The sequence below is a fragment of the Paraburkholderia sp. 40 genome, from assembly GCF_050434105.1.
Taxonomy (GTDB): domain Bacteria; phylum Pseudomonadota; class Gammaproteobacteria; order Burkholderiales; family Burkholderiaceae; genus Paraburkholderia; species Paraburkholderia tuberum.
Map to the genome: position 1 here is coordinate 652,754 of NZ_JBNPVY010000002.1, position 21,757 is coordinate 674,510.

Genomic DNA, 21,757 nt, shown 5'->3' on the forward strand with positions numbered 1-21,757 from the left:
TGGTCCGCAAGGAGGCCGCATGCAACGGGCTGAGCTTCTCCTGCTTGCGCTGACAGCCACGCTCGCGGCTTGCGCGAGCAACACGCCCGCGACCAGCGTCATTCTGGGGGACGCGAGCCATACCGCGACGTCGCCGGTCGAGCAGGTGACGCCGATGGCGCAAGCATCGCCACTCGCACCGCCGACGATGCCTGGGCCGATGCCGGCTCCCGTAACGACACACGCGACGGTCTCGGGCGCGTCCACCGGCTCCAATAACTCGCGTCCCAAGGCTGCGTCGAGCGGCGGCTTCGCCACGCGCCACGCTTACTACGAGCCGATCGCTTTCGCCGACCTGCCCGGGTGGGACACGGACGACGTCACCGCGTCATGGGAAGCGTTTCGCCGCAGTTGCACCGTGCTCGGCGCGCGCAGCGGCTGGTCAGAACCGTGCAATGCCGCGCGAGCGGTGGACGTAGGCGACGTCGCGGCGATCCGGCGATTCTTCGAAACGTATTTCAACGCGTACCAGATCCGCAATCCCGACCGCTCGCTCGACGGTACGATGACCGGCTACTACGAGCCGCTGCTCAATGGCAGCCAGCAGTACGGCGGCGCCTACCTTTATCCGGTCTATGGCACGCCGGCCGACATGCTCTACCTCGACGCGCGGCGCCTGCCGGACCGCGCGCGAGGTGACGTGAGCGCGGCTCGCATCGATGGACGTAACGTGATCCCGCTCAGCGATACGACGAGTGGCGACCTCAAAGGCGTCTACGCGCTGGACCTGCGCGATAGCGTGCCGGATATCCGCGACAAGAAGATTCGACTGCGGCTCGATGGCGGGCGCATCGTGCCGTACTACACCCGCGCCGAGATCGAGCGCGGCGCACTGAAGGCGCCGATCCTCGCCTATGTCGACGACCCCGTGATGTTGTACTCGATGCAGCTGCAAGGCGCGGGCAAGGTCCGCATGAGCGACGGCTCGATTCGCCGCTTCGCCTATGCGGAACAGAACGGCCGGCCGTTCCTGCCGCCGCTCGCGCACAGCGGCAACGCGACGGCTGGCGCGCGCAAGCTCGTCGTGCGCGGCATGGAGATCGAGGTCGACATCAGCGACGACGGCGCGCCCGCTACGAGCAACGGAAGCAACGCGGCGCCCGCCGACGGTGACGACGACGAACCCACGTCGCCGTTGCTGCGCGGTTTCACCCTGGCGACGACCACGCCAACGACCACCGGCGCGGTCACGCCGGCGGTCACGGGCTCCGCTGGCGGACACGGTGCCGGTAATGCAACTGGCGCCGGAACCGATGCCCATGCGTCGAACCCGCCGAAACCTCATCCCGTGTATGCGGTTTCAGATCCGAGCTATGTGTTCTTTCGTGTGATCCCCGATTCACCGAACGGTCCGCTGGGCGCGTTGGGCGTGCCGCTGTCGGCGGGCCGCTCGGTGGCCGTCGATCCGCGCACCACGCCGCTCGGCGCGCCGGTATTCGTGTCCACGCGTGACGACCCTCAGGCACCCGGAGGGATCAATCGCCTGATGCTCGCGCAGGATTCGGGCGGTGCGATTCAGGGCGCAGTCAGAGCCGACTACTTCTACGGCTTCGGTCAAACCGCGCAGACCCAGGCGAGCCACACCAAAGAGCGGCTGCGCATGTGGGTGTTGCTACCCAAGGGATTGCGCATCGCCGCGCAGCAGACGTCGTTGAAAACGCGCGGCGGCGGACCTGCCGCGTCTGATGCGGATTGTCTGGTCAGCGATCCGGTGCTGTGCGTGGACGATGCGCCGTAGACGTCTGGCGGAAAGTGGGCGACGCCTCGCCCGGGGGCATGAAATTTGCGGGAGCCGCGTCAACGCATCCAGACAAGGAGACCGACATGGACACGCGGCAAATCGAAGAGCTCCATCCCACACAAATGACCCACGGCGCGCGGGAGGTCCGCGAAAAAGCCCGCCAATACCAGTCTCTGAGCAGCCATGACCTGGAGATGGCCATCGCCGAAAAGCCGATACCGGTCGTCTGCGGACCCAACGGCATACCGTTCGCGATCGATCATCACCATGTGGCGGCGGCGCTGTGGCAGGTGGGCGTGCGCTCGGTTCCGGTCGTGCTGGTGCGGGATCTTTCGTCGTACACGTGGGCGTCGTTCTGGCTCAGCATGGAAAACCAACGATGGACCTTTCCGTATGACGCGCAAGGCGTGCGCCGGCCGTTTGCCGAATTGGCGGAGCACGTGTGGGAAATGAAGGACGATGAATACCGAAGCCTCGCGGCAGCGGTCCGCGATGCCGGCGGCTATGAAAAAACCAGTGTCCCGCTGGAAGAATTTCGCTGGGCCGACTTCTTTCGCGCGACGTTGCCGCGGCCCGATAGCGACGAGAAGTTCACAGCTTTGCTCAAGGAAGCCTTGAAGCTGGCCAGGAGCGACTCTGCATTGGGGCTACCGGGCTATCTCGGTCGCACGGATTGAGCCGGCGGCCCACTTAATCGTGGGCCGCACTGCCCGCCGGCACTAGAAACTGATCCATCAACGAGATCTTCAACGGCTTGTCCGCATCGAACTTCTTCTTCTCGATCACATACTTCCAACCATCCCCGCTACCCGGATTGCGATAGAACGCGACGACCGCCACATAGTTCGTGTCGGCCCGCATCGGTTGCGACAGGCTTGCCGACGCACCGGGATTCAGCACCAATGCCATGCTCGCCTGCAAGTCCTGCGCGAGCACCGTGCGGTCGTTCTTCAGCAGATCCTCGTACGACGCCCCATCGAACATCTTGCGGTCCTTCAGCTGATACACGCGCACCGCGACCGATGTCGCACGACCAGCATCGTCGGGGTTCAGCGCTTCGCGCGCGGACAGATCGATGTCGAGCACCTTGATCTGCTTGAAAAACACCGCGTGATAAGCGCTCGACGACGCGTCCGATACGGATTGCCAGGCGCCGCATGCCGACAGCAGCGCGACGGACGCAAGGGTGGAAACGGTAAAACGAAGGTTCATCAATGGTCCTTTCGGCGCGTCGTTCATGACGCGGCATGAGTCAGGTACGGATTGGCGGCGGGCTTCGGAAGCGCCCGATAGACCCCGAGTGCGACGTCGATCAGGCGTTCGTTCACGGCAGGCAGCACGGTCGTCCAGCCGAGGCGCGGCGCGGCTCCGGCCGATCCGTCAGCGACCCGGCCACGCGAGTTGATCGACGGCAGCGGCGCGAGGCGCGACGACATGGCCATCCGCAGATGCACGTCGGCCTTCAGCCCGACATACAACTGCACGAACGCCATCAACTCGCGATGCAGCCACGCACCCGGCAACAGATCGTGCGCCTGCGTGGCATGGGCCGGCCGCAACGTCACGCGTACCGCGCGACTGCGATACGCAAGCCGCTTGCCGAGCACATAGCCGCCGCCGAGGCCGCGAGGCGCGTCCTCGTTCACCGCACCGGCACGAGCGGCCGACGACGTCAGCGGCTGCGGCTCGCCCGCGCGCGCGAGCGCGGGAAAGAACTCATCGACGCGCACGTCCGCGCCGGGCACCGCGAGCGCGATCACGCCCGCGAGCCCTTCAGGTGTGCGCGTTCGCTGGATCAGCAGACCGAGCAGCGCGAGCATCCGCGAATCGGACAAGCCGGCGCGTTGCGGCTTGTCGCCCCAGCCAAAGCCGGCGAGGCACAACAGATTGCGCGAATGCGCATCGCTGCCGCCGGCGCGAAAGCTTTCCGGATAGCGGTACTTCTTCCACGCCCGATACAGCAGCGTGACGAAACGATGATTGAACTGATCGAGAAAGGCCTCGACCGCTTCGTGCCCTTCCTCGCGCATCACGATCTCGTCGATCATGTGCGACGGCATCGCCGCGTCGACGCCGTAAAGACCCATGAACGTCGTGCGCACGGTCGGCGCCGCGGCATTGACCAGGGAATCCGGATCAGCATCGAATTCGACTGCGGCGATCTCGCCCACCGGAAAGCCTGTGCGCGCGCGTGGCCGGAAGCGCACTGGTTCATGCGCCGGTGTATCGAGCGTGCCGAAGCCCGGCTGCCGCGGCATCCGCAATTCGAGCAGTCGGCACAACTGCATGAAGTTCATCCGCGGCGCGCGCGCGAGGAGCGATGCGACGAGCGGGTCGAGATTGGGCGGATCGTTGCGCGCTTCGCAAGCGTTAGCGTACGCGCTCATAGCGGAGCCCGCTGCGCCTTGCTGCGCGGCCAGACCGTGCGGGTCTGCGACGGTAGGCTGACGATCGACAGCTTCGTAAACAGATTGATCTCCGCGTACAGCGCGAAAAAGCGTTGCAACAACTCGCCGAACAACATCACGTCGCCGTCGCCCGCGAACGCATGCGAATCGAGTGTCACCTCGATGTGCACGCCACGCTCGACCGAGCCGCCCGACACCTCCTCGAGCAATTCCTGCGACACCCACAGAATGCCCGCGAGGCGCCGGCGGTTCAGTCCGTCGCTGGTCCAGTCGTAGAGCGCGAGCGCGCCGCGCAGCACTTCCGCGTTCATCATCGACAGGAAGTTCGGCGCGAGGTGCGACAGCACTCGCCACTGGAAACGGTCGCCGGTCGGCGGATAGAGCGGCAGGGTCGGCGCGACGAGATTGTTCACGCCCGCGACGTTCGGCGTGCTGGCCGCCAGCTCGGCGATGCTGGCTTCGCGCAGGCCCTTGCGCGGCAGCATGCCGTTCGTGCCGGTTACGCGCAGCGACAGGCTTTCCTCGGGCAGCGTGTCCATCGTGTCCCACGCGTGACCGCCGAGCACGACCCACGTCTGATGCAGACCCGCGACACCGGGCCGCACGCGCGCATGGAAGTAGCGTTCCGGCGCCTCGTGGCGCAGCATGCCGCCGCGATGCCGGAACGTCGCGAACGGGACGTACTCGTAGCGCTCGGCGGTGTCGTGATCGAACGCGTCGATTGCATCGACCGAATAGGTCTCGACGTGCTCGCCCTGATGGCCGGCCGGCAACACGCGGTATTCCGTTTCGTGATGGTCGATCTCGATCGGCTCGGCATCGAGTTCGAACAGGTTGATCACCGGCGTGCAGAAAAGCCGCAGGTTTTCCGCGTTGAAACGCTGATCGGACGGATACGCGTGCTTCAGCAAGATCTCCAGATCGAAGCGCGTCGACTTCTCCGGTAGCTTCGTCACGTCGAGTCCACACAGATCGACGAACAGGAATTTCTCGCGAAACGTGAAGTATTCGAGCAGCAACTGATACCCGGAAAACGCCGCGTCGGCCTTCGGCCACAACCTCTCGTCGGCCGAGAAGCCAGCGGGCTCGATCGCCACGTTGGCGAGCGGTAGCGCTTCACCGTCGCGCACTTCCGGAATGCGCCAGTGGATTGCATCGACCTCGCGCGTGAGCGCGACATGCATCGCGAACGCGGTCGGCAGATCGGCACTCAGATACACCCGCAGCCGCGACAGATCGGTTTCCTTGCGGCGCGCGGACTGATCGAGCTCGAAGCCGAGCCGGATGATCGAGCGGCCATCGTGGCGCACGGCCGGGCCCGCGTGCGTGATCGACAGCGGCTGCAGCGTGACCGGCTGCGTGGTCCGGTACAGACATTGCATGGTCTTCGGCGGCGTGCTCTCGACACCCGCCGCGTTCGGCACTGCGATCGGCGCCGAGCGCACCGGCACGCCGGCCGGCACGACCTCGGTTCGCTGCAGTTTCTCCGCGAGCGGCAACAGTTCGACGATCGACAGCGACGGAATCATCCGCAGATAGTGCGGCCACAACAGGCTCACGAGGCCTTCGGTCAGCTCCGGCAATTCGTCGTCGAGCTTTTGCTGAAGACGTCCGGTCAGAAACGCGAAACCTTCGTGAAGCCGCTCGACGTAGGGATCGCGATCGCCAACGCGATCGAGATTCAGCATGCGCGCGCGGTCGGGATGCGCCTTCGCGAATTCCTTGCCGGCCTCGCGCAGGTAGCGCATTTCGGCTTCGTAGTAGCGCAGGATGGGGTCGTCGTGTTCCATGCTTAGGTATGTTTATCAGAGGGTCAGCGCCCGCGCCGGGTCCAGTACGGTCAGCTCCGCTTGCAGTTCGCCGATGCGGCGTGCCAGCGCGGATTTATCGGCATCCTTACGACTGCTCAGCGCCTTCAGTGCGCGCAGCAGTTGCTGCTTGACCTCGAAGACGAGCGCGGGCTCCCAGCGGGTGAGCGGGAGCGAGCGCGCGCTCGCGTCAAGTTCGGCGAGTAGCGCGAGCGCCGTGTCCGCGCGACCTGCGTGATCGGCGAGGCGCGCCATCACCAGACGTTGCAGGTAGCGATGACGATCGGTGCGCAGACCCGGCAACGTTTCGAGCCATGCGAAGGCGGCCTCGATACCGTGCTGCCCCGCGAGGTCGCGCGCCTGCGCTTCGATCTCGGGCCAGTCACCGGTCGCATCGTCGTCGTTGCCGGCCGATACCGGCAGCAGCGCGATGCTTTCGCCCGCGTCGAGATTGCGCACGACCGCGTGACGCGCGATCCATTCGAGCGTCGCGTCATCGGCGAACGGCGTGCCGTCGTTGAACGCGAGACGTTCGACGCCGGGCAAGCGTTCGAGAAACAGCGCGAAATCCGCGCGCAACTGTTCGCGCCATCCGCCATAGGGCGCGCCGACGTGATCGAGCGCGACGTGCTGGAAATACTGCAGATCGAACCACAGATGATTGACACCCTCCATGAACGTACCCTCCACGCGTTCGAGCAGCTCATGCCACTGCTTTTGCAGCACGAGCCGCTTCATCTGCTGACGCAGCTCGCCACGCGGTGGCATCAGACGCGTGCGCGACGCCGCATCGGCGGGCGGCACTTCGTGCAGCGTGTCCCAGCGAACGGTGCGCACCAGCCGCACCGACGGTAGATAGCCGCTCTCCTGATCGCGAAGCCACAGCGCCATCGAGCGGGTCTGATCGAGCAGATCACGCGTCGATGCGATCGATACGTTTGGACTACTGCTAAAGGCTGCGCCGGCCGACGCGGATGACGTTGCCGTATCGGACTCACTACCGGGCACCGACGCGTCGTTGCGCTCGAAGCGCGCGACGAGCGCGCTGAGATTCGGCCGCGCCGCGTCGGCCCACGCGGCCGTGGCCGTGACGAGCAGATCGAGCGCGGCGATCGCGCGTTCGAGATCCGCCGGCGCGAACTCGCCGCGACTATCGAGCAGCTCGATGATGCGCGCGGTGGCGAGCATGTCGAGCGCGCCCTTCTTCGCTTCGGCGCGTGCAGGCAGTACGTTCTCGCCGAAACGCTCGACAAGCGATGCCGCGAGTTCGAGACCATCCGCGAAGCCGACGGGGCCGTCCATGCGCAGACGTGCGAACGCGTAGTAACCGGCCAGACGCAGATCCTTGCCAGTCTCCTTCAGCAACTGCTCGCACGAGCGGACGATCAGACCATCGTCGATACCGGAGAGCTTCTGCGTTTCCTCGCGCAACTCGAAGAACAGGTCTTCATAGCCCGGGTCGCGACCGCAGCCCTGTTCGCCCGGCAGCGGTTGCAGCCATGCGCTCCACGCATCGACACGCGCGCGCACGCGTTGTGCGTCATCACGCGACGGGAACAGCGTCTTCAACAAACTCGACAGCATTTATTCGACCTCCGGCAGCGAACCTTTGGGCAGCGATACTGCGGCACGTTTCGCCGCGGCAAGCGCCGCCGGCGGCAACGGCGGCGGATTGGCCCCGGATAGCTTCGGTGTGCCTTTTGCCGCACCAGTCACGAAGATGCGCGCGGGCAGCTTGAAATGACGCAGCGCGAGCACTTCGAGCGGCCCTGAGCCCGCCTCACCGCGCAGCTGCACGCGCAGCGCAATGCCCTCGCTCTGATCGGGCTGCCACGACAACAGGTAACGCGCGCCGTCCTGCTGCGACACCTGCGCGCGTTCGAGCAGCCGGATCAGGCCGAAGCGGCCCTGGGCGTCGAGCGCAGAACGCAGGCCGCCGTGCTCGGTCTGCCATTCGATATGCGACAGGTTTTCGAGCGAGTCGCCGGGCCACAGGAAAGGCGTCCACTCCTCCTTCTGATTGAAGTAATGCAGTTCGCGGCCCGACAGCACGAAGCGCATGTCGGTGACGCCAGGCGTCGGCACCGCGCGCAACTCGTAGCGCACGTGCGCGTCGCCCGATGGGAACAACACCGTCGATGCGCGCGTCATTCTGTTTAGTCCGTCGAGGAACGCGGGATCGAGCGTCAACGCGCCGTGGGTTGCGCCCTGCGCGGCGACCCAGCGATCGCCCTGCCGCTCGACCACACCCGCCAGCTGCGTGATCACGAACTGCGCGATTACGCCGTTGTCGGGCCGCATGAAGCGCGCCATCTCGGGCAACGACGCGTCGTTGTCGGAATCCGCGAACGGATAGCGGCCGCCGAACGCGCCGTTCCAGTCCGCGACGATCGCCGTGCACCAGATCTCGTTGAGGCTCGCCGCGGCCGGCTGCACGAGCACCTGCCAGGTTTGATCGAGCGGCGCCCGCAACAGCTCGCCGAACCCGGCCCACTGCTCGCCCAGACTCGCGGCAACGCGGCTCGCGTAGTCGCGGCTGTCGGCGATGTCCGAGGTCTTGCCTTGCAGCACCGCTTGCGCGGCGACACGCGACATCGCATCGGTGTCCGCACTCGACACCATCTGCTGGATTCTTAGACGCATCGCGCTCACGCGTTCGAGATAGCGCGCGAGACTCAGGTCGCCAGTCGACGTAAGTCGCGCCACGGCCTTCGCGTTCGCCGGCGCGGCGCTGGACGCGACATCGCTGCCGGTCAAACGCAGAATCGGCCCGAACGCGACCGCGAGCGGCCCAAGCTGCGGCTGGGTTTGCTTCGACGGATCTTTCTCGTCGGCGCCGACCAGTTGCTGCGCCTTGCTGATCAGCGTGTCGGACAGCGATTGCGTGCTGGCGCCCGTGCCCGCTTGATAGACGACCGCGTTCATCAGCATCAGAAGCGGCGAGCGCTGCGGGTCACCGAGCAGCGTCAGTTGATCGGCGGTCGCGGACAGCGTCGGGGCCGATTGCCAGCGCAGGCTATTCAGGAACAGCGCCCACGCGCGCGCGTAGTCGTCGAAATAGCGTTGACGCAGCGCGGACTTTAGCGACGACGGCGGCTCGGTTTTGCTCTTCACGTCCGACAGCACCCAGTCGCCCGCGACGTTGCTCTGCTCGCTCGCGTCGTCGATCGCTTTCGCGATGCGCTCATCCCATGCGGCGCGTGTGAAGACGCCGGGGACCGTCGCTGTCGAGTTGAAGAGGCCGCGGCTCGACGTGTCGCCGAGCAGCGTCGCGAGCGATATCGGCGGGTACTTGGCTTTGGCGTCGCCGAGGATCTGCTGATAGACCGCATCGGTCGAGTTCTGAATGCCGCGCACACCGATGATCGTTTGACGCGTTGCTGAAATCAGTCCGCTGTCGGGGACGATCGCGAGCGATGAACCGCTTGTCGATACGTGCTGGCCGAGGTGATGCGCGAAGAAGTCGATTGTGTGCTGGCGCAGGTCGTCCCATGTGCCGGCCGGTAGCGGCGAGTTGGCGGGACGCGGGGGCGCGGACGTCGCGGCGAGCTGCGGGGCGAGGAAGGCGGCGACCGCGCGCTCGGGCTTGGCGAGCATCAGATAGGTCTTCAGCGTGTCGTACGCGGCTTGTACCTGGCCGCTGCCGCCGCTTGCTATTTCGGCGTCGGTCAGTGACGCGAGTTGATGCAGACGGGCTTCGAGCTTCTCGCGGATCGGGCCGACGAGGACGCCGCCGGCGGCGTTTTCATACCTTGGCCATAGCGCGTCGAGCAGTGCCGCGTCGCGGTTCAGACCGAAGCGTGTGAGACGCGGGGCGCCCTCGCGCTGGTGCGATTCGAGTGTGTCGATCTGCTTGTCTAGGGCGTCGAGCGTTTGCATCGATCTGGTTGGGTCCTGGATGCCCGCGAGTTTCGTTAGGGTGTCGCCGGCGGTGTGGATCGTTGCGCGGTTCGTGAAGCCGGAGAAGATCGTGCCGGTGATCCATAGCGCGATGGCCGCGGTGCTCGTCCATGCGGCGGCGGTGGATAGCGAGAAGCCGACGCGGCGGCCGTGGAGCTTGCGGCTGTGGTCGGCGATGGTTTGCCAGACGCCCCGAAGGAAGTCCCCTTGGGGGATCGTTCGGTGTTGGGGGGTGAAGTGATCGTCTCGCGCGTTTTCGTCCGCGTTGTCCGTGTTGGTATCTTTGCTCGTGGCTGCGGGCGGAGCGAGTTCGCGCTCCTTGAACAGCGGTGCGAACAGCAGGCCGTGGACGGCCTGACGCCAGTAGCGCGAATGCGCCGTCTGCGCGACCACTCCCGACAATGCGCTGGACAGCCTTTCGATGTGTTGCGACAGCTCCGCGGGATAGCGATCGTTCGAGTCCTCGGCTATACGCAGCACGCCGGCATCGGCGAGATTGCGGGTGAGGTTTTGCAGCGAGTCGTCGATGTGGTTGGCGTGCACGCGCGCGTTCGACCATGTGAAGCCGATGGCTTCGTCCTCGCCTTTTGGTTCCGTGCTGAAATCGGTCACATTCAGCAGATAGGCAGGCGCGGACCAGTGCAGCGCGCGGGCGTGGCGGGCGAGGCGTTGGGTTAATGCGGCGGCGTCGAATGGCGCGTTGCCTGAACTGCGGTTGCGCGTTACCGCGACGATCGCGTCGATCGGGCGGCGGCGGCGCAGGCGGCGGATTTGGGTGAGCCAGGTCGTGTCGAGGGTCGTGCTGGTTTGTGTCGCGTAGAGCAGGACGGTGCTGCCGGTGATGGCGTAGCCGGTTTCGGCGAGGGTTGGGGCGAGGCGTTTTACTAGAGGGAGGTCGCCTGCTATCAGGACCCAGCGGTCGAGGTAGCGCCAGCGGCGGCCGTGGAGGTCGCGGAGCGCATTACGCAGTGCAACATGCTTCTGCGGGGCCGCAACATTCGTTACTAGTACGCCTTCGCTGGCACCTTGCGCTTGCTTTTTTTTCGAATCGTAGAGAGCTAACCACCGCGTCGCGCGCATCGAGGCGATCCACAGCAGAACGGCTTCAAAATGCTTTACTAGCATTAGCGCAATGAGCATGCCCGAGAGAAGGCACAATTCAATAATTATTCGTGTCTCATACGTCCATCCGCGCGCCCGCCCTTCTATCCAGACGGCCAGACCCAGCGCGACGAAAAGGATGAAAATTCCGATGCCAATGAAAAGAGCTACCGGTTCAGACTTGTGTTCATTCATGCTTGTTTTCTGCACACGAGCGCGATCACGTCGCGGTTTTCTTGCGTAAGGACGAGTTGTGGTTTCCCGGTTCGCGCGGCGAATTCAGCCGCGAGTGCGGTGGCGAGCCAGCCGCCCGCCTCTCCGCAATTCCCAACGGTGGTTCTCAGGTCGACCCTGGAACTTTGTCGATCGAATTCGGGCGACGACCTGATTGCGGCCTCCATTTCCGACGAAACTCCGTGACGCCAGACCGCCCCAATGTTCGTCCGCTCTACTTTTCCCCAACGCGTGGCGTTTTCCACCGTTTCGCCTACCGCATTGGCCAGACCGCGTGCGGGACGATGCACGAGCACAGCAGGAACTTTCGCCTTCGTCTGGGCAGGATTTTGGTGCCCCAGCAGTAACGCGACGCCCGCCTCTGCAACACCATCCTCTAGACGTTCGCTGACGGCGTTGCGCAATTGGACTGCGACCAGCAGATGAGCCACCTCTGGCCTCATGCTGTCGAACCATGCGTCCGTACTAAACAACGAGGAGGATCCGGCTGGAGGCTTCAAGAACACTTGCGCCGACGGGACCTTCCCGGCGACTAGATTCTTCAGTCTCGCCGACACTTCGATGCTCTCAAGGGCGCAATGCGAAACTGCTTCAACGTAAAGCGTCATCCGCGCAGGAAGAGCTGCGAGTTGCGGCGTCAGATCGTCAATCAACTGGGCCAGAAGCCAGTTGCAGACCACGCGTTGGCGACGATATTCCGTGAGTTCGTTTCCAGCATTGAAGTGCCGATTCGGGATTTCTATCCAGCGTGCATCAACATCGGTATTCGACGTGGCCCTGCTCGCCCGAGGCTGCAGCTTCAGGCTGCCATCGACGATGCCTTGTACATCGTTCTCGTGGCGATTGGCAGAAAAACGCCACGCATGACCTATCAACGCGAGCGGCACGCTGGCATGGGCGTGACATTTTCCGGTCTCACGGTCGCTAACCCGATTCATCGCTATCGCTTCGCTGCGTCGCGCATATAGATATCCGAGACGGCAGCACAGCAAAAACGCCCACGCCAGGATCGGATAACCGATGGCGCAGAACCAAAACCAGATCGGATTGGTTGGTCCGCCTCGCGGCCATAGAAAAATCGTTAGTGGTGCACCAAAACACAGTAGGACGCCTAGAAGCGCAGTCCAAACCAGTTTTGATAGTTGCGGAGGCGGAGGCACCGCTACCCGCGGCGGAACACGAGCGAAGTCGATCGGCATTCGTTTATCTAACCGTCGCGCCATCAGATAGGGCAATGAGGACACTCCCGCACTGGGTCTTGTCTCCATCACGTGAAAGTGGCGTGCCGGCATCCTTGAAACTGCTACTTCCTTCCACGATTGCGTTGTCGCCGTGAATCGGACAGGATACGAGGTCTCCGACCCGTGCCGCGCGGCGCCCGTTGACCTTGATCCGATTCGAGCCGGTTAGGATCTTGCCCCCGTGGCTCGTGCTGTCACCTTCGTATGCTAGTTTTTTCATTCGATTCATCTTCCTAATCAGATTCGATCATCATTATGGATAATTTAGATCCCATTTCCGAAGTGTTCGCGTTGACAAAACACGAGCCCGAGATTATTTCGATCCAATATCCATATATTCCTCTTTCTTAATTTCACTATATGCAGCGTGTTGAATCGACGCATCATTATTACAAGTTTCTTGACTTATTTTCCTGCCATGACGGTATACGACTATTCCAGAAGAAAATTCCGGACCCTCGTCCACTCGCACTGTCTTGTCATACAAAAAATACGTATAGCCACCATTGAAAAATCTTATGTGCGCCTCACCACCACCCGAGTAAGGAATACTACTAAAGTAAAACTTTTCTTTCTTCCGCAAGCCCACGGCTGACACTTCAAGATCAATTCTATTCATTTTTCCGTGGCGATAGGTTAGCGCGTCACCACCCATCTCTTTACATAGAGACGCAGTCGATCGATTCGATTGGCAGTTGAACACAATCATTTCATTATCATTGCACATACCTTCCGCATATGCAGCCGCCGAGTAAAAATAAATAATTGCCAATCCAAATTCGATCTGAATATTTTTCACGATATGCCGCACGCACTCAAAGAACATGTTTATTTTTTGCAAAGTGCGATATCAAAACAAGCGATCCATTTGGTCAACAATTTTCCGTTCGACTGTTTGTATTCAATTTGAACCCAATCTGCCCACCGACCGCCAATCACCCGGACAAGATCACCTTTGATCAGATACATTTTTGTCTTGCTTGCTGGATCGGGATTTTCATAAAGTCGGGACGTATCAACTGAAATCGCTACATAAGTGGATTTTTTCCCACTATCAGAACTCAGCCTTTTTTCGACAAAATTCGCATCAGCAAAGTCTCCTTCTTTTCTTAACTGACCAGCCATCAATAAATATGCATCTCGGTTTTCGACGGATGGAGGCTCGCACGTCATCATATTCGCGATTCCCAAATTATCTTCGACGAAATCCTTGATCTTGCTAGAGGGGATTATTGCTACGGATTGCATGTATTGGTGCCACAAGTCATTCACATGATTAAATTCATATTTAAGCATCGCCGAGGTGGAGTCGTACTTATTGCCAGTCACCGTCCACTCATCAGTATTGCCCGCCCAATCCCCTCCACATAGTTCTCCTGTCTGCATGCTGACAATGCATCCCGACGTTGTATCCAATACCGGACAATATTGCCTGCTGGATACTTCGGCGTTCCCGCTGGGCCCTGGATCTACAATTCCAGTTCTCAAAACACTCAAAACAGCGTATTTTCCTGAAGGAGAGATTGCTGGAGAATAGTCCTTGTCAAAAATCAATCCGCCTGCAGAAGCAAAATTCCCCATATGAAAGAGTGCTACCTGCTTTCCATATAAATCCGAAAAGATCGCCTCTTTCCAGCCGGAGCCAAAAATCTTTTCTTCCGATTTGCTCAGCGGCAAGGAAAAGACCAGCGACGAGCCCCTCTGGAAATTTATTTTTGATTCATCGGCGTCAGATTTTGCAGAAAAAAGAATGGTCATCGAAAATCCTATGAGCAATGCCACTTTAGTGTAAATGCGCATGTCAGCTCCAATCACCCGAGTTTGCTCAATAAATTGCTATATCGCCGATTATTCGAACTTGAACCATTATTATCATTGGACATTTCACGATTATTTCCATAATGATCGGCAATTTCTCGTTCGTACCGCGATCGATCCACCCCCCATTCCCTTGGATTTCGAGAGAGTCCAGGATGCCTCGCCCGAATAACATCGAGAGATCTTCCCAAATCTCTACCGACATACCCCGGTCGGTTGACACTCTGGTCCAACGCGGCTGCTCGGCCAAGATCGGATTGGAAATAATCCGCTATTGTGTATTGGTAACCTCTTGGTATTTTCGGCAAAACGATCTCTCTTAATCTGTCAATGAAATCCATCAACTGCTTAGTTTCAAAGGATTTGAAAGTGATCGCATGTGCAATGACAGCCAGAGGTATGTTTTTTACTGTTTTTCCAAAATTATCAACTGAGCATCCCTGCCGGATTATCTCCTTTAAAGGCGAACCGGTGAGTTTCTTCCCTTGTGTTAATTCAGCATGCATATAGAACATTGTTGCTGACTCACCTGTCCCTTCGACGGTCCAACCACACGTCTCAAACAAGTCGTGATAGTCAGCTTCGTTTGTTACTTTGAATTCCGCAACCTGCATTGCTAGCTCGCCCCTTCCTTGAGAGTTGACGGTTTTCTGCATCGCTCCCGCAGTTACGATTTCGCTGTCGTAAGATTGGACGGCATCGATTTTCCCTTCATTTTCTGACATCGCAACAATAATCCGGTATTCACTTTCCGATACCGTGCCGTTCGCCCGCATTTCCGCTAACACTTTCGATTTCTCTAAGCGGACTTCACCCCAGAACACTGGCCCATAGTGCGTGTGCGGTGCGTGGCCGTAACGGGTCACCTTAAAGACGTTTTGCAGACAACATCCACACTCACAAGGAGTCTGCGCACGGAGAAAATTCCCCACCAACCCAACCGGATGAATATGAAACACATTCGATGCAGGAAAGTCCGCAAGCCCGGCCTTGACAGCATCCCACCAGACCAGCTTCCCGATCCGTTTCTGCTCCTCGACGTGCTCAGGCTTCGGCCCCGTGCGCTGCTCGATCGCCGCAATCAACTGCTTCCACTTGTCCGGATTCGCCCACTCGCTCTCGTGCTGGATGATCAGCCTCGACATCCGCAGTGCCGTCCACGGGTCGTTCGCCGCATTGCGTAATCCGTCGGCTGCCTGTGCAGGGTCACCGCCCAGATTCAGCGCCTGGTAAATCGATGACATGAGCGCACTGAGCTTGCCCAGCGAACCCGCATCCGGCACGTCCGCGCCCATCGCATAGTCGACAAACCCGTTCGTCGTTGCGAACATCGTGTGCGTCGGATCGTGCTCGTCGTCCAGCGTCTGGAAGTCCACCCACTTCTGCGCGAACTCCCGCGTCACCCTCCCGCCCGCAAAATTCTCTTCCCGTACCCAGCCATCGATCGGCTGGTGGCGAACATCCGCGCTGTCAATCTTCCACCAACGCCACCTGTCGCCATCGCCGCCTGTCTCTGTCTCGATGTACTGACGATCTGTGCTTCCCCTGGCAAGCGCCGCAAGCGGAAAGACCTCGATTACACCGGTCTGTCCGGCTTCCGCCCCTTCCTCATTGTGTCTCGTGTACAACGTGGTCCCACTGTCGATCCGCTGGATCGTCGGCTCACCGGGAAGGGCCAACTGCTTCCATGCGTTGACCTTTGCACCGTTCTGCCTGATCCAGGTGCGCCCCTCGTCGATGAACGACTTGATGCTGTCGTCGCAGAAGACCTCGATGTGCACCATCCGGTTTCCGGAAGTCTGCCGGGACAACGAGTCGTAGCGCCCAAGATGGCCAATCAGTTCACCCGCCCTGATCGGGACGACTTCGGAGGGCGTCGACAACACGATCACCCGGTCCAGCGAGGAGTCAGGCATTACTTCCCTGACAACTGGACCATCGTGCTCTGCGCCAAGAAAGATCCATCCGTCTGTCGCGCGGTGCGCGACACCGCCTGCGGTTCCCGGATAGGGCGACACGCCGCTCGCATCCCTGACCTGCCCCCAGCCGTCCTCGCGTTTCCCAACGCTGACCTGAGCCCCCTGAGGGAGGATGCAGAGTACCGCGCCATGCGGCCTGGATACCCGGACCCGCAGTCCCTGCTGCCCGGCGGGCGCCGGCTGGCCACCCGACCCGGCTGCAGGACGGTCCTGCGCACAGGTGGTCACCTCGAATCGCGTCGCCCAGTACTTCGGCCTCGCCAGATGCGTGTCATTCTCGTAGTCCGCGAAGTCCTGCAGGTGCGCGTACAGGCTGTAAAAAGTCAGTTTCCTGTCTTTGGGAAACTCCATTGAATGACGCACCAGCGCAAAACCTGTGCTGTACGGCGCACTGATTGCAGGCTGGCCATTCTGCGCGGGAATCTCGCTTACCGGGTATGTACGATCGAGGCGCCACGCCACCACTTCGCCGTCCGCAATACAGCGCACTCCGCCTTTCAGATCCAGTGACGCGCCGGCGCCCGCCTCGGTCACGTGTATTCCGCCGTGCCACATGCCTTTGCCGCTGACCGAATAGGCGCCCGATGGCTCCTGCCCCAACAGTTTGTGGAATTCATGCTCGTCAATGAAATCTGCCGGCGCCCCACCGGTGCCCTTCCTGCGGAACGGAAACGCAAACTGAAGCAGCTTCACGGGCGTGATGGGCGGATTTGACGGAGGAGTCGTAGTTGCCATGACCATGCTTATTCTGAAAACCCAAAATTCATATTTCCTTTCGCTTCCATAAACAGGACGTCAACCGAGATTAGGAGCATGAAATTTCCGCCAGACTCGTCTCGGATATCAGATTTCACGTGTGCCCCAGCGCCGACACCGGATGGGAATTCCCAATGGCCGTAAGTCCGAGGTCGGTGCAATGAGATCATTTGTAATCCCATTCAACTAGCTGACGTTCTACCGCTGATGCGTTCTTATGTATGTTAAGGGTTGTCTATCGCGCGTACCGTCGAAGCCAACGCCAAAGCGGTTTGTCAGTCCTGTATCCTGTTTCAACTTCGGCAATAGCTCGCCTTGTTCGATCCGTTCGTCGTAGACAAACACCTGATAAACACTTCCGCCGGCTCCGATGGATGGATTATCGGCAGCCCATGCCACTATGATAAAAAGCTTGTTCGGATTTTTGCCAGTCACAAATACGCTCTTGATTTCCGGGGTGACTCCACCCTCTGCTTCATACAGATCAACAAAAATACTACCTGCTTCTCTGATACCTGTTAAATATGCCCTGACTCCGTCTCCATCCTCGCTCTGCTTCGAACTAAACTCGATGCGTGTTCCATCACTAAAAAACGGAATTCGGTAACTCACCTGTCCGGCTGCGTTAGATAAACCGGACCAGAAAAAGGTTAGTCCCAATCTCAGAACGAACATTCGCACAAATATTGCTGAAACGTATCTACTCATTGGCTATCGTCGCTCCTCTTCCTCTATGATTGCGGACGCCATTGACGCAGCACATCCAGCACGTGATTCAAACGGCGCTGGTCGCGAGTCGAAACCCTGTGTACAGCATGATCAGAATCCCGGGGCTTTGCCGGGCTGCCACCAGTATCGACAATAAGTTTTTCGCCTTTAAGCGTCAAATAGGTGGGAGCGTAGCAATACGGGTTGTCGCCTTCATCGGTGGGCATTTTGTCGAGAAGGATGAAGTCACTGGCCCTAAGTTTTGACATGTCTGTCGGATTGCATAAGTTGCGCGAACGGAATTTATCAGGAATTTCCATATTTGGTTTTTTTCAAGCGTGCTTCTTTTTATGAACCGCCCGTAATTCAACCTGGCAAAAAACGCCGTCTTGGAATTGACGAGCCACACGATGTTGTCTTCAGCGGAGTCTCCGCTTCTGCACTGAATCAAGTATTTTTCGGTTCCTTGAATCCAGGTAGCCTAAAAATCAGATGACTCACACAGCTTGTCCTGTGCTGGGCCCTGATTGTTCAGAAAAACTACGCATTCGTTTGCATCGCTACAATCACCTGCCAGAATCTCGGTTTCAGTGGTATTTTGGCCGAACCCCATAGACGCCCAAGTTGCCAATAGAGCTAAGAGCAACCTTTTAGAGATTACACACATAGGCTGAGGCGTCCTTTGAGTTCCGATGGATGGACTGTCAGCAGCCACGACGCTATGATAAAAATCCTCTTCGGTTTTTTCTCTCACAAATACGCCCTTGATTTTCCGGGGACTCGGTCCGCTTCATTGTACAGATCGACCAAAACACTCCTGAATCTGTAATACCTTTCAGATATGCCCGTACTCCGTCTCCATCGTGGCGATGGTTCTGCACCGAACTCTATGCTCACTCCATCATCAAGAAATGAAATGCGATAGCTCATCTGCTCGATTGCGCTGGATGCAACGGAGCAGAAAATTGGACCCAGACTCAGAATGAACACTCACACAGAGGTTGCCGGAACGTACCTCCTCATTAATTATCTATTCCATCAATCGGTTCGGCTGTTTTGATTCCTCTGAATGCGCGAGGACTGATCGGTTGGTACACTCCAACATCGCAGATATGATTGGATATTATTTTCCCGTCCTTTTTAACATAGATTCCGCTCGGAAATCCTTGATACAGAACATAGTGGTACCGTCCCGAGCTAAATTTCAGGTGCGTGAAACTCAAATTTCCACTCTGGATATCACTTATTGAAAACCACTTTTCCGGAGGATATGGCTTCTCCGGAAATTCAATTTCGACATGCCCGATTTTTCCAAACCGGTATTGAACATATCCATTATCAGGTGATATGTTCCCTGCAGCGCACACTGACATTATTTTACCATTTGTTGGGCAGCTGAAATATACTTCCTCATGAGGATAACAAAGCGTAACCTCGCCAGCCCCCGCATTCGCGCTAAACAAGGTTACCCCATAAACAAAAATCTCTTTTGCAAGAAAATTCAGATAGCAGTTCGCCTTCAATTGAAAGTCCCTCTTGTGTAGATCGCATTGAAATTATTAACGCGCGACGCGTAGCTATCAGTATGAAGGTTAATAATTGCGGTGATGGCATTGACCTGTGCGGCGCCGGACCCTTTATCAGCCTCAACCGCAAGGTTGCGGTCAACCCAGAAATATGCTGCCGATCGCGCCGCATATTTCGGCTGTACGAGAAGATCTGGATTTGCTTCGAAGTCTATAACTTCCTGCGGCCATTCTTTTTGCAGGGCGGCATGCCATCGGGTGAATGACCGGTAGTTTGCCCGTCCCGTAAGCTGTTTGAGTCCGCGTCCTCTGTATCGCCAACCATCCCCGCTATCGTGTTCGCCATTTCCCAATTCGGCACGACCTCCATAGGCGCCGTTAGCGATGGCTTCAAAATCGGCTTGACTCATAGTTGTCCCGTCTGCCTTGATTGGCTTTAACTGACGGTAGCCATGCGCGTTCGCTTCAGCGGGACGATGACGAAAGTAGGAGAAATTTCCTATCAACGCGCTAGCTTTCCAGACAAACCCCTCTTCGCGAGTGAGAGAAGAACCGGTTTCCTGCATCACCTGGGCAAAAAAATGGGTCCTTCTAAATGGCGTATCGAGCTTGTAAGCCTCAAGATGAGCATTAAGTTCGTCGGCGACTTCCTGGAGAGCTTCCCTGCTTGCGCTCGGAAAAAGCCGTAACAGCATTGCCAAGGTAAATTGAAAACCTCCACGATAGAAATTCCCCACCAACCCAACCGGATGAATATGAAACACATTCGACCCGGGAAAGTCCGCAAGCCCGGCCTTGACAGCATCCCACCAGACCAGCTTCCCGATCCGTTTCTGCTCCTCGACGTGCTCAGCCTTCGGCCCCGTGCGCTGCTCGATCGCCGCGATCAGCTGCTTCCACTTGTCCGGATTCGCCCACTCGCTCTCGTGCTGGATGATCAGCCTCGACATCCGCAGTGCCGTCCACGGGTCGTTCGCCGCATTGCGTAATCCGTCGGCTGCCTGTGCAGGGTCACCGCCCAGATTCAGCGCCTGGTAAATCGATGACATGAGCGCACTGAGCTTGCCCAGCGAACCCGCATCCGGCACGTCCGCGCCCGTCGCATAGTCGACAAACCCCTTCGTCGTTGCAAACATCGTGTGCGTCGGATCGTGCTCGTCGTCCAGCGTCTGGAAGTCCACCCACTTCTGCGCGAACTCCCGCGTCACCCTCCCGCCCGCAAAATTCTCTTCCCGTACCCAGCCATCGATCGGCTGGTGGCGAACATCCGCGCTGTCGATCTTCCACCAACGCCACTTGTCGCCATCGCCGCCTGTCTCTGTCTCGATGTACTGACGATCTGTGCTTCCCCTGGCAAGCGCCGCGAGCGGAAAGACCTCGATTACACCGGTCTGTCCGGCTTCCGCCCCTTCCTCATTGTGTCTCGTGTACAACGTGGTCCCACTGTCGATCCGCTGGATCGTCGGCTCACCGGGAAGGGCCAACCGCTTCCATGCGTTGACCTTTGCACCGTTCTGCCTGATCCAGGTGCGCCCCTCGTCGATGAACGACTTGATGCTGTCGTCGCAGAAGACCTCGATGTGCACCATCCGGTTTCCGGAAGTCTGCCGGGACAACGAGTCGTAGCGCCCAAGATGGCCAATCAGTTCACCCGCCCTGATCGGGACGACTTCGGAGGGCGTCGACAACACGATCACCCGGTCCAGCGAGGAGTCAGGCATTACTTCCCTGACGACTGGACCACCATGCTCTTTCCCAAGAAAGATCCATCCGTCTGTCGCGGGATGCGCGACACCGCCTGCGATTCCCGGATAGGGCGACACGCCGCTCGCATCCCTGATCTGCCCCCAGCCGTCCTCGCGTCTTCCAACGCTGACCTGAGCCCCCTGAGGGAGGATGCAGAGTACCGCGCCATGCGGCCTGGATACCCGGACCCGCAGTCCCTGCTGCCCGGCGGGCGCCGGCTGGCCACCCGACCCGCCTGCAGGACGGTCCTGCGCACAGGCGGTCACCTCGAATCGCGTCGCCCAGTACTTCGGCCTCGCCAGATGCGTGTCATTCTCGTAGTCCGAGAAGTCCTGCAGGTGTGCGTACAGGCTGTAAAAAGTCAGTTTCCTGTCTTTGGGAAACTCCATTGAATGACGCACCAGCGCAAAACCTGTGCTGTATGGCGCACTGATTGCAGGCTGGCCATTCTGCGCGGGAATCTCGCTTACCGGGTATGTACTATCGAGGCGCCACGCCACCACTTCGCCGTCCGCAATACAGCGCACTCCGCCTTTCAGATCCAGTGACGCGCCGGCGCCCGCCTCGGTCACGTGTATTCCGCCGTGCCACATGCCTTTGCCGCTGACCGAATAGGCGCCCGATGGCTCCTGCCCCAACAGTTTGTGGAATTCATGCTCGTCAATGAAATCTGCCGGCGCCCCACCGGTGCCCTTCCTGCGGAACGGAAACGCAAACTGAAGCAGCTTCACGGGCGTGATGGGTGGATTTGA

16 protein-coding genes are annotated in these 21,757 nt (G+C 59.5%); 2 read left to right on the top strand and 14 right to left on the bottom strand.

From position 1 onward, the window contains the following. The first annotated feature begins 19 nt into the window (after window positions 1–19). Window positions 20–1,777: a murein transglycosylase A gene (mltA, locus tag OKW28_RS04235; RefSeq protein ID WP_429443916.1), complete on the top strand. Its 1,758-nt coding sequence runs from the start codon at window positions 20–22 to the stop codon at window positions 1,775–1,777. Between the two features lie 86 nt (window positions 1,778–1,863). Continuing rightward, a complete protein-coding gene (locus tag OKW28_RS04240; protein ID WP_429443917.1) occupies window positions 1,864–2,457 on the top strand; it encodes a ParB-like protein in 594 nt (197 codons plus the stop codon). 13 nt (window positions 2,458–2,470) lie between these two features. Here OKW28_RS04240 and tssJ read toward each other — a convergent pair whose 3' ends face one another. From tssJ to OKW28_RS04310, 14 genes are all read right to left on the bottom strand, one after another. Further along, entirely contained in the window at window positions 2,471–2,992 is a 522-nt protein-coding gene (gene tssJ, locus OKW28_RS04245) for a type VI secretion system lipoprotein TssJ (RefSeq protein WP_429443918.1), read from the bottom strand. A gap of 23 nt (window positions 2,993–3,015) precedes the next feature. Beyond that, window positions 3,016–4,167, bottom strand: a complete 1,152-nt coding sequence (gene tssG, locus OKW28_RS04250) for a type VI secretion system baseplate subunit TssG (RefSeq protein WP_429443919.1) — start codon at window positions 4,165–4,167, stop codon at window positions 3,016–3,018. Continuing rightward, entirely contained in the window at window positions 4,164–5,978 is a 1,815-nt protein-coding gene (tssF, locus tag OKW28_RS04255; protein WP_429443920.1) for a type VI secretion system baseplate subunit TssF, read from the bottom strand. The genes tssG and tssF overlap by 4 nt, the downstream gene beginning before the upstream one ends. A 15-nt stretch (window positions 5,979–5,993) precedes the next feature. Then, window positions 5,994–7,580 carry a type VI secretion system protein TssA gene (gene tssA / locus OKW28_RS04260; protein WP_429443921.1) on the bottom strand — a complete coding sequence of 529 codons (1,587 nt, stop codon included), beginning with the start codon at window positions 7,578–7,580 and terminating at the stop codon, window positions 5,994–5,996. Further along, complete coding sequence (locus tag OKW28_RS04265; RefSeq protein ID WP_429443922.1) at window positions 7,581–11,192, bottom strand: ImcF-related family protein; 3,612 nt, start codon at window positions 11,190–11,192, stop codon at window positions 7,581–7,583. Continuing rightward, window positions 11,189–12,466 carry a hypothetical protein gene (locus OKW28_RS04270; RefSeq protein WP_429443923.1) on the bottom strand — a complete coding sequence of 426 codons (1,278 nt, stop codon included), beginning with the start codon at window positions 12,464–12,466 and terminating at the stop codon, window positions 11,189–11,191. The genes OKW28_RS04265 and OKW28_RS04270 overlap by 4 nt, the downstream gene beginning before the upstream one ends. Continuing rightward, window positions 12,435–12,701: a PAAR domain-containing protein gene (locus OKW28_RS04275; RefSeq protein WP_429443924.1), complete on the bottom strand. Its 267-nt coding sequence runs from the start codon at window positions 12,699–12,701 to the stop codon at window positions 12,435–12,437. Before OKW28_RS04275 ends, OKW28_RS04270 begins: the two co-directional genes overlap by 32 nt. A gap of 84 nt (window positions 12,702–12,785) precedes the next feature. Further along, window positions 12,786–13,271 carry a hypothetical protein gene (locus OKW28_RS04280; protein ID WP_429443925.1) on the bottom strand — a complete coding sequence of 162 codons (486 nt, stop codon included), beginning with the start codon at window positions 13,269–13,271 and terminating at the stop codon, window positions 12,786–12,788. A 29-nt stretch (window positions 13,272–13,300) separates the two neighbouring features. Beyond that, the gene (locus tag OKW28_RS04285) at window positions 13,301–14,272 is read right to left on the bottom strand and encodes a hypothetical protein (RefSeq protein ID WP_429443926.1); all 972 of its coding nucleotides are present in this window, start codon (window positions 14,270–14,272) and stop codon (window positions 13,301–13,303) included. Window positions 14,273–14,283: 11 nt separating this feature from the next. Then, complete coding sequence (locus tag OKW28_RS04290; RefSeq protein WP_429443927.1) at window positions 14,284–17,004, bottom strand: glycoside hydrolase family 19 protein; 2,721 nt, start codon at window positions 17,002–17,004, stop codon at window positions 14,284–14,286. 219 nt (window positions 17,005–17,223) lie between these two features. Then, a complete protein-coding gene (locus OKW28_RS04295) occupies window positions 17,224–17,637 on the bottom strand; it encodes a hypothetical protein (protein WP_429443928.1) in 414 nt (137 codons plus the stop codon). A 119-nt stretch (window positions 17,638–17,756) separates the two neighbouring features. After that, a complete protein-coding gene (locus OKW28_RS04300) occupies window positions 17,757–18,053 on the bottom strand; it encodes a hypothetical protein (protein WP_429443929.1) in 297 nt (98 codons plus the stop codon). A 702-nt stretch (window positions 18,054–18,755) separates the two neighbouring features. Further along, window positions 18,756–19,256 (bottom strand): hypothetical protein, encoded by a 501-nt coding sequence (locus OKW28_RS04305; RefSeq protein WP_429443930.1) that lies wholly within the window; start codon window positions 19,254–19,256, stop codon window positions 18,756–18,758. Then, window positions 19,253–21,736 (bottom strand): glycoside hydrolase family 19 protein, encoded by a 2,484-nt coding sequence (locus OKW28_RS04310; protein WP_429443931.1) that lies wholly within the window; start codon window positions 21,734–21,736, stop codon window positions 19,253–19,255. Before OKW28_RS04310 ends, OKW28_RS04305 begins: the two co-directional genes overlap by 4 nt. Window positions 21,737–21,757: the final 21 nt, after the last annotated feature.